The organism is Bradyrhizobium sp. USDA 4454, assembly GCF_054822705.1.
The window spans coordinates 6,708,636-6,723,873 of sequence record NZ_JBTRCN010000001.1 but is presented as its reverse complement, the minus strand read 5'-3'; the positions used below and the strand labels follow the sequence as shown (position 1 = coordinate 6,723,873).

The window sequence follows — 15,238 nt, the reverse complement described above, 5'->3', positions numbered from 1 at the left end:
TGGTTAGATCGACGCTCGCTTCCTGTGATGGCGCGACGTTCGTGCGGCGGTTTTGTCGGATATTGCGGTAGCCGGACCGGCCGCGCTTGGCTGAGACTGCACTGGACTAGGCTCGGAGTGAACTGATGCAACAAATCGCTCGCCCGGACCGCGCGCCGGGTCTCGCCTGGAATACCGAGGATGTGCGGCCTGCCGAGCAGTTCGCCTACTACCGGGAGGCGATCTGCCAGGTGTTCATGAAGCTGACGCCCGAGCCGACGGACAGGTCCAGCTTTCCCGCGCGGATCGAACGCATCGGACTGGGCGCGGGCGCCATCAATCGGGTCACGTTTCCCGGTCACCTGGTGCGCCGCTCGGCGAGCGATATCGCGGCCTCGAGCAGCAGCTGCTTCTACCTCAATCTGAAACTTGCCGGACGCTGCCGGATCGATCAGGACGGGCAGGCCGTCGAATTGTCGCCGGGACAGGTCGGCATCTTCGACAGCGCGCGACTGTTCGCGCTGCATCACAGTCAAGGGCCTGCGCTGCAGGTCGCGTCGTTCTGGGTCCCGACGCAATTGCTCCGGGATCGCCTGCCGCCATCGTTCGAATTCGGGCCGGCGCGGGTGTCCGACGATCCGCTGGTCGGCCACCTCATCGTGGAGACCGCGCACGCCCTCAACTCGGCGGCGTCCGCCATGCCGGAAGCGGAAAGCGCGCGGCTGCTCGGCGTGCTGCTCGACCTCGTGGCGCTAAGCCTGTCGCGCGACGGCCGGCGCCGCGCGGACCCGATCAGCCTGGTGGAGGCGACCTGGATCGCGTTGCGCCGTGCGGTCGATAGCCGGCTGCGCGAGCCCGGGCTTAGCGTTGCCGCCGTCGCGGCCGCGATCGGCATCAGCGAGCGCTATGTCCACAAGCTGTTCGAGCGCGCCGGCACCACGTTCGCGAGCTACGTGATGGACCGCCGGCTCGATGGCGCGGCGCGCGATCTGAAGGACCCGGCGATCGCCGCGCGTGCGATCGGCGACATCGCGTTCGACTGGGGCTTCTCCGATCTGTCGCACTTCACCCGGCGCTTCCGGCATCGCTTCGGCTGCACGCCGCGCGACTGGCGCCGCGGCTGACCAACGGTTTCGGACGTCGCCATGCCGCAGTCCTCCACCTATCAGGTCAGCCCGATGCGGGTCGTGTTCGGGGTCGGCACCGTCGCGCAGCTGGCGGACGAGCTCGACCGCCTCGGCATCGCCCGCGCGCTGGTGCTGGCGAGCCGGCGGCAGCAGGCCGAGATCGGCGACCTCTCGGGCCTGACCGGTGGCCGCATGGCCGGCGTGTTCGATGGCGCGGTCGTGCACACGCCGGTTGCGGTCACTGAACGTGCCATGGAGAGGGTCCGCGAGTTGAAGCCCGACGGCGTGGTCGCGATCGGCGCGGGCGCCGCGACCGGCCTCAGCAAGGCGATCGCGCTGCGCACCGACCTGCCGCAGCTGATCGTGCCGACCAGCTATGCCGGCTCCGAGATGACGCCGGTGCTCGGCGAGACCGTCGATGGTGTCAAGACCACGCAGTCGTCGCCGAAGATATTGCCCGAGGCCGTGATCTACGACGTCAACCTGACGCTCTCGATGCCGGCAAAATTCTCGGCCATATCGGGCCTCAACGCGATCGCGCATGCGGCCGAGGCGCTGTATGCCCGCGATGGCAACCCGATCACCTCGCTGATGGCGGAGGAGGCGATCGCAAAGCTCGCGTCATCGCTGCCGGACGTGATCGCGCGGCCGCGCGACCTCGACGCGCGGTCCGATGCGCTCTATGGTGCATGGCTGTGCGCGGTCTGTCTCGGCACCGTCGGCATGGCGCTGCATCACAAGCTCTGCCACACCGTCGGCGCGCTGTTCGATCTGCCGCATGCGGAGACCCACGCGGTGCTGCTGCCGCACACCATCGCCTACAACACGCCAGCCGCGCGCGAGGCGATCGGCCGCGCCGCACGGGCGCTCGGCGCATCTGACGCAGCCGACGGCCTGTTCGATCTGTCGGCCAGGCTCGGCGCGCCGTGCTCGCTTGCCGAGATCGGCATGCCCGAGGACGGCATCGCAAAGGCGGCCGCGCTCGCAACCAAAAATCCTTACTGGAATCCTCGGCCGATTGAAGAGGAAGGAATTCGCGATCTGCTCCGGCGCGCCTGGTCCGGTGCGCGACCGCAGGCCGGTTAGATTACACCCTGATCGCGTTGCGCGCGATCACGTCACGGTAGAACGCCGCGCTCAGTTTCGGCACGCGGACCTGGGTCTCGAAGTCGACACGGTAGAGACCAAAACGCTTCTCGTAACCAAAAATCCATTCGAAATTGTCCATCAGGCTCCACAGGAAATAGCCGTGGACCGGGACGCCGTCGGCGGTCGCGCGCTGCAACTGGGCGAGGTAGTTGCGCAGGAACATGATGCGGTCGAGGTCGTAGATCTGGCCGTCCGGCTGCACCTTGTCCTCGCCGGACGTGCCATTCTCGGTGATATAGATGCTCTTGATGTTCCAGAGCTTGGCGGCGATCCGCGGTGCCCAGTAGATCGTCTCCGGCGCGATTCGCAACCAATCCGAATTCATGTGCGGGAACGAAGCCGGCATCGGCAGCGGCTTCCAGCCGGGCGCGCTGTCGGTGGCGAGGACATAGCAGTGCGGCGCGTAGATGTTGAGCCCGACGAAATCGTTGGGCTGCGCAATGATCTTCAGCTCCTCGGCGGTGAATTTGGGCGCGTCGGCGCCGGCATATTGCAGGAAGCCCTCGGTGTATTTGCCTTCGAGAACAACGCCGAGAAAGCCCGCGTTGAGCTCGCGCGTCGCGATCTCGGTGGCGCGAATGTGCTCCGGCGTGTTGATCGCTGGCACGCAGGCCGTGATGTTCTCGGCGGGACCGACCCGCGTGCCGGCGCGGCCCTTGGCGCGGATCGCCTGCACCGCAAGGCCGTGCGCCAGCGCGACGTGGTGGCGCGCCTGGTTCACCTCAGCCGGCGGCAGCTTCAGCCCCGGTGCGTCGACACCGAGCGCATAGCCGAAGGGCAGGAAACGCCCGACTTCGTTGAGGGTGAAGATGGTCTTGACCCGGTCGCTCAACCGCTGCGCCACATAGCCGGCATAGTCGCCGAACGCCTTCGAGGTGTCGCGCGAGCGCCAGCCGCCGACGCGGTCCTGCAGCGCCTGCGGCAGGTCCCAGTGATAGAGCGTGGCGTAGGCCTCGATGCCGTTCGCCAGCAACTCGTCGACCAGGCGGTTGTAGAAGTCGAGGCCTTTCGGGTTCGGCGTGCCGGCGCCATCAGGAAACACCCGCGGCCAGGCGATCGAGAACCGATAGGCTTTCGCGCCGAGATCCTTGATGAGGCGGACATCCTCCTTGTAGCGGTGATAGTGCTCGTTGGCGCGGTCGCCGGTCGAGCCGTCCTCGATCTTGCCCGATGTATGGGTGAAGGTGTCCCAGATCGATGGGCCGCGACCGTCTTCATTGACCGCGCCCTCGACCTGGTAGGACGAGGTCGCGGTGCCCCAGACGAAGCCGGCGGGGAAGTTCGCGCCGTCCGGCCGCGGCGCCCGGTTCGCGGCCTCGACAGGCGCCGACAGGCCGAGTGCCGAGAGGCCTGCAAGGCCCGCAAATTGCCGGCGCGAGAATTTTTCGAGCATTGTTGTCTCCGTCGCCGGTCGTCTCGGCTGGAATGCCGGCCGCAGGTTAGCCTCGCACTGCGCCGTTGAGCAACAAGGCCGGTGGAAGCAGCGCGGCGCGTGCGCGTCAATCGCCGCAAGTCGCTGCGACGTCAATGTCGCGGAGTTGTCAGTTTTGTGGTGACATTTTCTCTACTAGATTGCCTGCGAGGTCCGTCCGGAATGCCCTCCGAAAATCCCAGCGATCCCTGTGAGCCGCGCGATGAACAAGCCTGCAACCCATGTCCGAACCGCGCTGCTGCGTCGTCTTGCCACGGCAATCGGGGTGTTGTTGGTGGCGGCCGCTGCCGCGCAGGCCGAGCAAACGTTCTCGTTTGACGGCACACCGGGAAAGCTGCCCAAGACGGTCATCCCGCTGAGCTACGCGATCGAGCTGACGCCGGATTTCACAAGCCTCGCGCTTCCTGGTGTCGAGACCATCGACATCGAGGTGCGCGAAACCACCACGCGGCTGACGCTGAATGCGATCAACACGACCTTCAATGAGACCACGATCGATGACGGCGCGCAGCGCGCGGAGGTCGTGACCGACGCTGCTGCGCAGACCGCGACGCTGACCTTTGCCAAACCGCTTGCGGTCGGGCCGCACAGGCTGCGCATCGCCTTCACCGCCCAGATCAACAAATTCGGCACCGGCCTGTTCTCGGTCGACTATCCGACCCCGAAGGGAATCAAGCGGCTGATCTCCAGCAAGCTGGAGCCGGCCGATGCAAGGCGGATCTTCCCGTGCTGGGACGAACCGTCGTTCAAGGCGAGTTTTGCGCTGACCGTCGTGATCCCGCGCACCCTGCTCGCGGTCGGCAACATGCCTGTAACGAGCGAGCAGCCGATTGGTGGCGATCTCAAGAACGTCGTGTTCGCGCCGACGCCGAAGATGTCGAGCTATTTGTTCGTGCTCACGGTCGGCGAGCTCGAGCGGATCACGGCGGAGACCGGCGGCGTCACGGTCGGCGTGGTGACGACGGAGGGCAAGAGCGGGCAGGGCCGGTTTGCGCTCGACAGCGCGGTGAAGCTGCTCGGCTATTACAACGACTATTTCGGCGTGACATATCCGCTGCCGAAGCTCGACCTGATCGCGGTTCCCGGCGGGTTCGGCGGCGCGATGGAGAACTGGGGCGGCATCACCTTCTTCGAGAGCCGGCTCTTGTTCGATCCCGCGACCAATCCGGAGACCGCGCGGCGCGGCATCTTCGCCATCATCGCGCATGAGATGGCGCATATGTGGTTCGGCGATCTCGTCACCATGGCGTGGTGGGACAATCTCTGGCTCAACGAGGGGTTTGCCAGCTGGATGGCAACCAAGGCCTCGGAGCAGTTCTACCCGCAATGGCAGAACTGGCTGAATGGCTACGGTGCCAAGCAATTCGCCATGGCGCTCGATGCGCGCCGCACCTCGCATCCGGTGCAGCAGCCGATCGCCGATCACAGCGAGGCGATCACGGCGTTCGATGCCATCACCTACAACAAGGGACAGGCGTTGATCCGGATGCTCGAGACCTATCTCGGCGAACAGCCGTTCCGCGACGGTATCCGCAAATACATGGCCGCGCATGCCTACAGCAATTCCACCACGGCCGATCTCTGGCAGGCACTGGAAAGCGCCGGCGGCAAGCCGATCACCGGTATCGCCGCCTCCTTCACCGAGCAGAATGGCGTGCCGCTGGTCCTGGCCGAGACGGTCTGCGATGGCGCGGCACAGCGTCTGACCTTGCAGCAGGATCGCTTCGTGATCGCGCCCGCCAACGATCCGCCGCTGCCGGCGCACGGCTGGCAGATTCCGGTTGCGGTCGGGCCCGCGCATGGCAAGCCGTTCGAGGAAATCCTGCTGAAGGGGAGCGCCAAGATCCCGGCCGGTGCCTGCGGCGATGCGATCAAGGTCAACCTCGGCGACGTCGGCTACTTCAGGGTCGAATACGGCCCGAAGAACCGCGCCGCGTTGCTCAACGCATTCCCGCAGATGCCGGTCGTCGACCGGCTCAATGTCGTCACCGACAGCTGGGCGCTGGTGCAGGCCGGTCGCGCCGAGGCGCCGTCCTATCTCGCGCTGCTCGACGCGCTCGATGTCGGTGACCACCGTGCGGTGTGGGACCAGGTGATCTCGACATTCGCCACGCTCAACCGCCTGTCGCGCGACCGCGCCGAGCGGCCGGTGATCCAGGCCTATGCCCGCGCCAAGCTGCGCCCGGTGTTCGATCGGATCGGATGGGAAGGCGGCGGCTCGGGCGACGATGACACCGCGCTGTTGCGCGCAAGCCTGATCTCCGCGCTTGGCGACCTCGGTGACGCAGATATTGTGGCCGAGGCGAAGCGCCGTTTTGCGGCATTCCTCGATGACCCCAATTCGCTGCCGACCACGCTGCGTGATGCCGTCACCCACGTCGTCGGCATCACTGCCGATCGGAAAACCTATGATCAGCTACTGGCGCTCGCGCGCAAGAGCGCGGCGACCAATGAGCGGCTGCGCTACTATTTCGCGGTGGCGAGCGCCCGCGATGCCGAGCTGGCCCGCGCGACGCTGGCCCTGACGCTGACCAACGAACTGCCCGACACGATCATCACCGGGATGTTCAACGCGGTGGCGGGCGCGGCCGAGCAGCCGCAGCTCGCCTGGGACTTCGTCCGGACCAATTTCGATACGCTGCTGGCGAGGCAGGGGCCGAGCTTCCGCGATCAGTTCGTGCCGAATGTCATGACCAATTTTACCGATCAGGCCCACGCGGCGGAACTGGCCGCATTTGCGCCGTCGCAATCCACCACGGGCGGGCGGGTGATGGTGGCGCGATCCGTGCAGGCGATCGCGATCTCGGCCGATCTCGCCGCGCGCGTGCTGCCGGCCGCCGACGCCTGGATCAGGGCACACAAGCCGTGAGCTCGCGAGGGAGTTTCCGGCGGGGCGCGATGCGGCTATGCTCGGTGCGCGGCATGCAATCAACGAGGCGAGGCTGATATGGTCAAAGGTTCCGATTTGCTGGTCGCGGCCCTCGAGAATGAGGGTGTGGAACGGGTGTTCGGCGTCCCCGGCGAGGAGAATCTCGACGTCGTCGAGAGCCTGCGCAAATCCTCGATCAAGCTGATCGTGACCCGCCACGAACAGGCCGCTGCCTTCATGGCGGCGACCTATGGCCGGCTCACCGGAAAGCCCGGCGTCTGCATCACGACGCTCGGCCCCGGCGCGCTCAATCTGACCACCGGCGCGGCTTACGCGCTGCTCGGCGCGATGCCCATGGTGATGCTGACGGGCCAGAAAGGCATCCTGAGCAGCCGGCAGGCCAAGTTCCAGATCGTCGACATCGTCAACACGTTCCGTCCGCTGACCAAGCTGTCGCTGCAGATCGTCAGCGGCGCCACCATCCCGACCCTGGTCCGCGATGCGTTCCGGATCGCGACCCAAGAACGGCCGGGACCGGTGCTTCTCGAATTGCCGGAGGACATCGCCGGCGAGGAGATCGCGCCGGTCGAAATGATACCACCGCATCCGATCGAAATCCCGATCGCGCACGCCGCAGCGCTCGACCGCGCCGCCGACATGATCCTGAAGGCACAACGTCCGCTGATCATGCTCGGTGCCGCGGCTTCGCGCCCGCGCTCGACCGCCGGGATCGGCGACTTCGTGCGCCGCACGAAAATTCCGTTCTTCACCACTCAGATGGGCAAGGGCACGGTCTCCGGCGGCACCAACCAGTACATGGGGACCGCGGCGCTGAGCGAGCGCGACTACGTGCATGAGGCGATCGACCGCGCCGATCTCATCATCGCGATCGGCCACGACACGATCGAGAAGCCACCTTTCATCATGGGCCCGAAGGGGCCGCAGGTGATCCATGTCAGCTACACGCCGGCCAACGTCGAGCAGGTCTATTTCCCGCAATGCGAGGTGATCGGCGATGTCGGGCCGAGCCTCGAACTGCTCGCTGACCGGGTCGAGGGCAAGCTGCCGCATGCCAGCGCGCTGCTCAGCCTGCGCGAGAGCATTTTGGCGAAAATCACCGATCGCGCCACCGAGGGCCGCTGGCCGCCGACGCCGCAGCGCATCGTGCATGACGTGCGGCAGGTCATCCCTGAGGACGGCATCGTCGCGCTCGACAATGGCATGTACAAGATCTGGTTCGCGCGCAACTACCGCACGCTGCTGGCGAACTCGCTGCTGCTCGATAACGCGCTCGCCACCATGGGCGCCGGCCTGCCGTCGGCGATGATGGCGGCCATGCTCTATCCGAAGAGCCGCGTGCTCGCGGTGTGCGGCGACGGCGGCTTCATGATGAACTCGCAGGAGATGGAGACCGCGGTCCGCCTCAAGCTCAATCTGGTGATCCTGATCCTGGAAGATTCCGCCTACGGCATGATCCGCTGGAAGCAGGCGGTCGACAATTTCCCGGATTTCGGCCTGACCTTCGGCAATCCGGATTTCGTCAAATACGCCGAAAGCTATGGCGCCAAGGGCTCGCGGATCGAGAGCACGGAGGCGATCGTGCCGACGCTGGAGCGGGCGTTCTCCGGTGGCGGCGTGCATCTCGTCGTGGTGCCGATCGACTACACCGAGAACAAGCGGGTGCTGGTCGACGAGCTGCGTGAGAGGGTGCAGCAGATCGACGTCGAATAGAGATTGCCGCTGACGGCAGGGAACGAAAAGCCCTCGGCTTGATTGAACGTAAACCGCCATGGTAGCACGCTGCAACATCACCCGTTGTGCTGATGGTCGGCGATACCAGATCTGAGAGGCCATGTGACTGCACCAAATCCTGCCGCCGGCAAACCCATCGATCCCTCCCAGCTCGCCAATGTGCCGCGGCTGGTCACGGCCTATTTCGCCGGCAAGCCCGACCCCGGCGATCCCGCCCAGCGGGTTGCGTTCGGCACCTCGGGCCATCGCGGCTCGTCGCTGAAGAATTCCTTCAACGAGGACCACATCCTCGCCACCACGCAGGCGATTTGCGATTACCGGCGCGAGAAGGGTCTAACCGGTCCGCTGTTCATCGGCATCGACACCCATGCGCTGGCCGAACCGGCGCTAGCGAGCGCAGTCGAGGTGTTCGCGGCGAACGGCGTCGAGATCATGATCGACGCGCAGGGCGGCTACACCCCGACGCCTGTGATCTCGCACGCGATCCTGAGCTACAACAAGGGCCGCAGCACCGGCCTTGCCGACGGCGTCGTCATCACGCCCTCACACAATCCGCCGGAGGATGGCGGCTACAAATACAATCCGCCGCATGGCGGCCCGGCCGACACCGACGTCACCGCCGTGGTCGAGAAGAACGCCAACCGGTACATCGAGGCCGGCCTCAAGGGTGTCGCGCGGATGCCGTATGACCGCGCGCTCAAGGCCGCGACCACGCATCTGCACGACTACATCACGCCCTATGTCGCCGATCTCGGCAACACCGTCGATCTCGCGCTGATCAAATCCGCCGGCGTCAAGATCGGCATCGATCCGCTCGGCGGCGCGGCGGTACATTACTGGCAGCCGATCATCGCGCGCTACGGCATCAACGCGTCCGTCGTCAACACTGCGGTCGATCCGACCTTCCGCTTCATGACCGCAGATTGGGACGGCAAGATCCGGATGGACTGCTCGTCGCCCTATGCGATGGCGAGCCTGATCGGCATGCGCGACCGCTTCGACGTCGCCTTTGCCAACGACACCGACGCCGACCGCCACGGCATCGTCACCCGCTCGAACGGGCTGATGAACCCGAACCACTTCCTCGCCACCGCAATCGCTTATCTGTTCGCGCACCGGCCGCAATGGAGCGGGAATGCTGCGATCGGCAAGACCATCGTGTCGAGCTCGATCATCGATCGCGTGGCGAAGAAGCTGGCCCGCAGACTGGTCGAGACGCCGGTCGGCTTCAAATGGTTCGTCGACGGGCTCGGCAGCGGCGGCTTCGGCTTTGCCGGCGAGGAAAGCGCCGGCGCGTCGTTCCTCAAGCGCGACGGCTCGGCCTGGACCACCGACAAGGACGGCATCATCCTTGGCCTCTTGGCGGCGGAGATCATCGCCAGGACCGGCCGCGATCCAAGCGAATTGTTTGGCGAGCTGACCGCCGAGCTTGGCGTGCCCTATTACGAGCGCATCGACGTGGCGGCGACGCCGAAGCAGAAGAACGCATTGAAAGCGCTCGGGCCCGAGCAGCTCAACATGACGCAGCTTGCCGGCGATGCCGTGCGCGCGGTCCGCACCAAGGCGCCCGGCAACGATCAGCCGTTCGGCGGCATCAAGGTCGAGAGCGAAGCGGGCTGGTTTGCCGCACGACCGTCCGGCACCGAAGACGTCTACAAGATCTACGCCGAGAGCTTCCGCGGGCCGGATCATCTGAAAAGGATCCAAAGCGACGCGCAGGCCGCGATCGCCAAGGTGTTCTGAAGGCGCGGGGCGGGGCGGAATTCATGCGTGTATTGTTGACCGGCTCCTCCGGCTGGCTCGGCCGTTTCCTCGCGCCACGGCTTCGGCAGGCCGGCCATGATGTGACTGGCCTCGATATCGTCCCGGGCGAGGCAACCGATGTGGTCGGCTCGGTGGCCGACCGATCGGTGGTCGAGCGCGTGTTCGCCGATCACGGCATCGAGGCCGTGATTCATGGCGGCGCGCTGCACAAGCCCGATATCGCGCGGTTCGCGCCGCAGGCCTTTGTCGACGTCAATGTGTCAGGTACGCACAATCTGCTGCAGGCGGCCGTGGCCGCCGGCCACAAGCAGTTAGTCTTCACCTCGACCACCTCGCTGATGATCTCGCAGGCGATCCGCGACGAGGAGGGCCATGCGGCGGTGTGGCTCGACGAGGCGACGGGGCCGCTCGAACCGCGCAACATCTACGGCGTGACAAAACTCGCCGCCGAAAACTTGTGCCGGCTCTACAGCCGCGAGCATGGCCTGAATTGTGCGGTGCTGCGCACCAGCCGGTTCTTCCCCGAGGACGACGACACGATCGTTGACATTCACGGCGAGAACCTGAAGGCGATCGAGCTGCTGTATCGCCGGCTCACGGTCGAGGACGCCGCCGAGGCCCATATCGTGGCGCTGGAGAAGATCCGCGGCTTCGAGGTCTTTGTGATCAGCGCGCCGACGCCGTTCGCACGCAGCGACGTCGCCGACCTGAAGACCGACGCGGCCGCCGTGATCGCGCGCATTTTCCCGGATGCACCGGCGCTGTTCGCCCGGCGGGGCTGGCATCTGCCGACATCGATCGGCCGGATCTACGATGCCGGCAAGGCCGAACGGCTGCTCGGTTTCCGCGCAGTAACCGATTTTGCGGCGGTGCTCGGCGCCTTGCGCCGCGGCCAAGCGCTTCCCTTTGCGCACGATCCCGATTATGTCTCGCCGTCAACGAGGCTCGCAAATGGCTGACTTCCACGGCGTCTTCCCCTATCTGGTGTCCCCGGTCGATCCCGCAGGCCATGTCCGCACCGAGGTGCTGGGCCGGCTCTGCGATGATCTGATCAAGGCCGGCGTCCATGGGCTGACGCCGCTCGGCTCGACTGGCGAATTCGCCTATCTCAACAATGCGCAGCGCATGCAGGTGGTGGCGACCACGATCGAGGCCGCGCAGGGCCGCGTGCCGGTCGTCGCCGGCGTCGCCTCGACCTCGACGGCGGATGCCGTAGCGCAGGCCAAGGCCTATCAGAAGCGCGGCGCTGCCGGCATTCTCGCGATCCTGGAGGCGTATTTTCCGCTCGATGATGTCCAGGTGGAATCCTATTTTCGCGCCATCGCCGACGCCGTCGACATTCCGGTGGTGATCTACACCAATCCGAACTTCCAGCGCTCCGACCTGACGCTCGACGTCATCGCGCGGCTCGCCGAGCATCCGCGCATCGGCTACATCAAGGACGCCTCGACCAACACCGGCCGGTTGCTGTCGATCATGAACCGCTGCGGCGATGGCCTGAAAGTGTTCTCGGCATCAGCCCATATTCCCGCCGCGGTGATGCTGATCGGCGGCCATGGCTGGATGGCGGGTCCGGCCTGCATCATCCCGCGGCAGAGCGTCGAGCTCTACAATCTCTGCCGCCGCGCCCGCTGGGACGAGGCGATGGTGCTGCAGCGCAAGCTCTGGCGCATCAACGAGGCCTTTGCCCGCTTCAACCTTGCCGCCTGCATCAAGGCCGGGCTTGCGAGCCAAGGCTACGATGTCGGCGACCCCGTGCCGCCGCAGGCGCCGCTGACCGCCGAGCAGCGCAAGGTGGTCGAGACGGCGCTGGGCGATTTGGCCTGAGACGGGGGGCGAAACCGCACTCGCGCCGCGCTGCGATCGGTTCACTCTTTGCCACGATAGGCGCACCTCGCGTTGCGCCTACACGACTCTCAGGCCTTCCGGCGCTGTGTCGCGGATCAGACTCTCCAGATCGCTCCGTTCGAGCGTCTCCTTTTCCAACAGGTGCTTGGCGGCGCGGTCGAGGATGCCGCGGCGCGCAGTCAGAATGCCCTCGGTGCGCTGGAACACGTGGTCAACGATCGCGCGCACCTCATCGTCGATCGCGGCGGCGGTGTCCTCCGCATAGTCGCGCTCGCGCACCGGATAGGGCCGATCGGCGCCGGCCAGGAGGTTGCCGGGCTCGCGGTCATAGGCGACGCTGCCGAGCCTTTCGGACATGCCATAGCGCGTCACCATGCTGCGGGCGATGTCGGTGACGCGGCGCAGGTCGTCCGCCGCGCCGGTCGAGAGATGCCCGAACACGATCAACTCCGCGGCGCGGCCGCCGAGCAGGACCGCCATCTTGTTCTCCAGCTCCTCCTTCGTCATCAGGAAGCGATCCTCGATCGGCCGCTGGATGGTGTAGCCGAGCGCGCCGACGCCACGCGGGATGATCGAGACCTTGTGCACGGGATCGACGCCCGGCAGCGACAGCGCGACCAGCGCATGGCCCATCTCGTGGTAGGCCACGATCTCCCGCTCCTTCGGATTGAGCAGGCGGTTGCGCTTCTCGAGGCCGGCGACCATGCGCTCGACGGCGTGGCTGAAGTCGCGCATGCCGACGGCCTCGGCGCCGCGCCGGGTCGCCAGCAACGCCGCCTCGTTGACGAGATTGGCAAGGTCGGCGCCGGTAAATCCGGGAGTCAGCGCCGCCACCGCGTCGAGATCCACGTCGGCAGCGGTGCGGACCTTCGTCATGTGCACGCCGAGGATCGCAATTCGTCCTTTCTTGTCGGGACGGTCGACCAGCACCTGGCGGTCGAAACGGCCGGCGCGCAGCAGTGCGGGATCGAGGATTTCCGGCCTGTTGGTCGCGGCCAGGATGACAAGGCCGGTACGCGAGTCGAAGCCGTCGAGCTCGACCAGGAGCTGGTTCAGCGTCTGCTCCTTCTCGTCATGCCCCCCGGCGAACGCGCCGATGCCGCGGGCGCGGCCGAGCGCATCGAGCTCGTCGATGAAGATGATCGCCGGCGCCTTCTCGCTTGCCTGCTGGAACAGGTCACGCACCCGCGCCGCGCCCACGCCGACGAACATCTCTACGAACTCCGATCCCGAGATCGAGAAGAACGGCACACGTGCTTCGCCGGCTACCGCCTTCGCCAGCAGGGTCTTGCCGGTGCCGGGAGGTCCGACCAGCAGCACGCCCTTCGGCATCCGCCCGCCGAGCCGGCCATAATCGGTCGGGTTCTTCAGGAAGTCGACGACCTCGCGAAGCTCGTCCTTGGCCTCGTCGACGCCGGCGACATCGCCGAAGGTCACGCCGGTGTTGGACTCGACGTAGATCTTGGCCTTGCTCTTGCCGATCGCCATCAACCCGCCACCGAGACCGCCGCTCTCTGCGGCGCGCTTGCCGATGTACCACCACACGCCGAAGAACAGCAGCACCGGCATGATCCATGACAGCAGATCGCGCAGGAAAGTGCTCTCGATCTGCCCGGTGAAGCGGACGTGGTACTTGTCGAGCTCCTGTGCCACATCCTGGTCGACCCGCGTGGTGACGAACTGCTTCTGCCCGCCGGGCAGCGGCTCCTTCAGACTGCCCTGCACGGTACGGTCGGAGATTCCGACGGCGTCGACCTTCCCCTGGCGCAGCAGTTGCTGGTATTCGCTGTAGGGAATCACCGCGGTCCGGTTCACGGTCGAGATCATGTACTGGATCAGGAAGACCGCGACGACCGCCATGACGGCATATCCGATATTGAACCGGGTCTGTTTGGTCATGCCGAAAGCTCCGGTCAATACGTGATGGATTGCCGCTTGGGGCCGGGACGACCCGGCCGAAGCCGGCACAGCGGAGTGCGAGTCATGACGGAACAACTCAAAACCGGTCCCTCGGTTTCAATGGCCGTTTGCGCGACAAATCGCGCCTGGCCTTGTCATGGCCGCAAACAGTGGCATTTGTCGCACGGCGAGCCCAGCAACTTCCGACGCGTGGGTGCGTTTTCTGAGCGCATTTATCGGCGCAACCGAGTGAAGGCTCCATGAACCGACGTCATCTTGTGGTCCTTGCCATCGTCGCAGCCATCCTGCTGATCTTCGCGGCCGGCAACATCCGCCAGGCGCCGTGGAGCGGCTCGCCGGCGCGCGCGGTTGCAGAGCGCGGCGCGCTATCCGATCCCGAGAAGGCCAATGTCGAAATCTTCGCGAAGGCCTCGCCGTCGGTCGTACAGGTGGTGGCGCAAACCGCGGCCAATCCCCTGAGCGAGGAGCGGGAAGGTGGCGAGAGCGGCGCGGCCTCCGGCACCGGCATCGTCTGGGACAATGACGGCCACGTCGTCACCAACAACCACGTGGTGCAGAACGCGAGCCAAGTCGCGATCCGCTTTGCCTCCGGTGAGGCGGTGCGCGCCGAGATCGTAGGCACCGCCCCGAATTACGACTTGGCCGTGCTGCGCATCCGCAGCGCGCGCAACCTGCCGCCGCCACTGGCGCTCGGCAGCTCGGCCGATCTCAAGGTCGGCCAGTTTGCCTATGCGATCGGCAATCCGTTCGGGCTCGACCAGTCGATGTCGAGCGGCATCATCAGCGCGCTCAAGCGCAGACTGCCGACGTCCAACGGGCGCGAGATCTCGAACGTGATCCAGACCGACACCGCGATCAATCCTGGCAATTCCGGCGGCCCGTTGCTCGATTCCGCGGGCCGGTTGATCGGCGTGACCACGGCGATCCTGTCGCCGTCGGGCTCGAATGCCGGCATCGGCTTTGCGATCCCTGTCGACATCGTCAATCGCGTGGTCCCCGAGCTGATCCGCAACGGCCGCGTACCGACGCCGGGGATCGGCATCGTGACCGCGAATGAGGCGGTTGCCACGCGGATCGGTGCGGAAGGGTTGATCGTCGTGCGCACGACGCCGGGCTCGCCGGCCGAGCGCGCAGGGCTGCGTGGGGTCGATATGTCGACCGGTGAGCTCGGCGACGTGATCACCGCCGTCGATGGCAAGCCGGTCCATCGGCTCTCCGATCTGGCCGATCAGCTCGAGCAAATCGGCGTCGGCAGGAAAGTGCGCTTGAGCGTCAATCGCGACGGTTCGGCACGCGACGTCGAGGTCGCCGTCGTCGATATCGGCAGGACGCAATAATGTAGTCACTTGCTGGTCGAGTGCCACCGCTACGCGCTTGCGCCGTGGGACGGATGGACGT

General features: G+C 66.0%; 10 protein-coding genes. 8 read left to right on the top strand and 2 right to left on the bottom strand.

What is annotated here, in order from left to right; all coding sequences use genetic code 11:
• Positions 1–125: 125 nt before the first annotated feature.
• Together ACVIW0_RS31265 and ACVIW0_RS31260 are read left to right on the top strand one after the other, a co-directional pair.
• Positions 126–1,103 (top strand): helix-turn-helix domain-containing protein, encoded by a 978-nt coding sequence (locus ACVIW0_RS31265; RefSeq protein ID WP_461355856.1) that lies wholly within the window; start codon positions 126–128, stop codon positions 1,101–1,103.
• A 21-nt stretch (positions 1,104–1,124) separates the two neighbouring features.
• Positions 1,125–2,192 carry a maleylacetate reductase gene (locus tag ACVIW0_RS31260; RefSeq protein ID WP_461355855.1) on the top strand — a complete coding sequence of 356 codons (1,068 nt, stop codon included), beginning with the start codon at positions 1,125–1,127 and terminating at the stop codon, positions 2,190–2,192.
• A gap of 1 nt (position 2,193) precedes the next feature.
• Here the strand turns inward: ACVIW0_RS31260 and ACVIW0_RS31255 are convergent, their stop codons facing one another.
• Positions 2,194–3,648: a GH1 family beta-glucosidase gene (locus ACVIW0_RS31255; RefSeq protein ID WP_461355854.1), complete on the bottom strand. Its 1,455-nt coding sequence runs from the start codon at positions 3,646–3,648 to the stop codon at positions 2,194–2,196.
• Between the two features lie 241 nt (positions 3,649–3,889).
• Here ACVIW0_RS31255 and ACVIW0_RS31250 point away from each other — a divergent pair, with 241 nt between their 5' ends.
• From ACVIW0_RS31250 to ACVIW0_RS31230, 5 genes are all read left to right on the top strand, one after another.
• A complete protein-coding gene (locus tag ACVIW0_RS31250; RefSeq protein ID WP_461355853.1) occupies positions 3,890–6,556 on the top strand; it encodes a M1 family metallopeptidase in 2,667 nt (888 codons plus the stop codon).
• Positions 6,557–6,634: 78 nt separating this feature from the next.
• Positions 6,635–8,287 carry an acetolactate synthase large subunit gene (locus tag ACVIW0_RS31245; RefSeq protein WP_461355852.1) on the top strand — a complete coding sequence of 551 codons (1,653 nt, stop codon included), beginning with the start codon at positions 6,635–6,637 and terminating at the stop codon, positions 8,285–8,287.
• A 123-nt stretch (positions 8,288–8,410) separates the two neighbouring features.
• Positions 8,411–10,051, top strand: a complete 1,641-nt coding sequence (pgm, locus tag ACVIW0_RS31240) for a phosphoglucomutase (alpha-D-glucose-1,6-bisphosphate-dependent) (protein WP_461355851.1) — start codon at positions 8,411–8,413, stop codon at positions 10,049–10,051.
• 23 nt (positions 10,052–10,074) lie between these two features.
• Complete coding sequence (locus ACVIW0_RS31235; RefSeq protein WP_461355850.1) at positions 10,075–11,031, top strand: NAD-dependent epimerase/dehydratase family protein; 957 nt, start codon at positions 10,075–10,077, stop codon at positions 11,029–11,031.
• On the top strand, positions 11,024–11,899 hold the full coding sequence (locus tag ACVIW0_RS31230) for a dihydrodipicolinate synthase family protein (protein WP_461355849.1): 876 nt from the start codon (positions 11,024–11,026) through the stop codon (positions 11,897–11,899). The genes ACVIW0_RS31235 and ACVIW0_RS31230 overlap by 8 nt, the downstream gene beginning before the upstream one ends.
• 78 nt (positions 11,900–11,977) lie before the next feature.
• Here ACVIW0_RS31230 and ftsH read toward each other — a convergent pair whose 3' ends face one another.
• Complete coding sequence (gene ftsH, locus ACVIW0_RS31225; RefSeq protein WP_461355848.1) at positions 11,978–13,819, bottom strand: ATP-dependent zinc metalloprotease FtsH; 1,842 nt, start codon at positions 13,817–13,819, stop codon at positions 11,978–11,980.
• Between the two features lie 260 nt (positions 13,820–14,079).
• Here ftsH and ACVIW0_RS31220 point away from each other — a divergent pair, with 260 nt between their 5' ends.
• Positions 14,080–15,177, top strand: a complete 1,098-nt coding sequence (locus ACVIW0_RS31220; protein ID WP_461355847.1) for a S1C family serine protease — start codon at positions 14,080–14,082, stop codon at positions 15,175–15,177.
• Positions 15,178–15,238: the final 61 nt, after the last annotated feature.

Coding starts and splice junctions, on each gene's coding strand:
- ACVIW0_RS31265 (WP_461355856.1), top strand. CDS start 126: ATGCAACAAATCGCTCGCCCGGACCGCGCGCCGGGTCTCGCCTGGAAT.
- ACVIW0_RS31260 (WP_461355855.1), top strand. CDS start 1,125: ATGCCGCAGTCCTCCACCTATCAGGTCAGCCCGATGCGGGTCGTGTTC.
- ACVIW0_RS31255 (WP_461355854.1), bottom strand. CDS start 3,648: ATGCTCGAAAAATTCTCGCGCCGGCAATTTGCGGGCCTTGCAGGCCTC.
- ACVIW0_RS31250 (WP_461355853.1), top strand. CDS start 3,890: ATGAACAAGCCTGCAACCCATGTCCGAACCGCGCTGCTGCGTCGTCTT.
- ACVIW0_RS31245 (WP_461355852.1), top strand. CDS start 6,635: ATGGTCAAAGGTTCCGATTTGCTGGTCGCGGCCCTCGAGAATGAGGGT.
- ACVIW0_RS31235 (WP_461355850.1), top strand. CDS start 10,075: ATGCGTGTATTGTTGACCGGCTCCTCCGGCTGGCTCGGCCGTTTCCTC.
- ACVIW0_RS31230 (WP_461355849.1), top strand. CDS start 11,024: ATGGCTGACTTCCACGGCGTCTTCCCCTATCTGGTGTCCCCGGTCGAT.
- ftsH (WP_461355848.1), bottom strand. CDS start 13,819: ATGACCAAACAGACCCGGTTCAATATCGGATATGCCGTCATGGCGGTC.
- ACVIW0_RS31220 (WP_461355847.1), top strand. CDS start 14,080: ATGAACCGACGTCATCTTGTGGTCCTTGCCATCGTCGCAGCCATCCTG.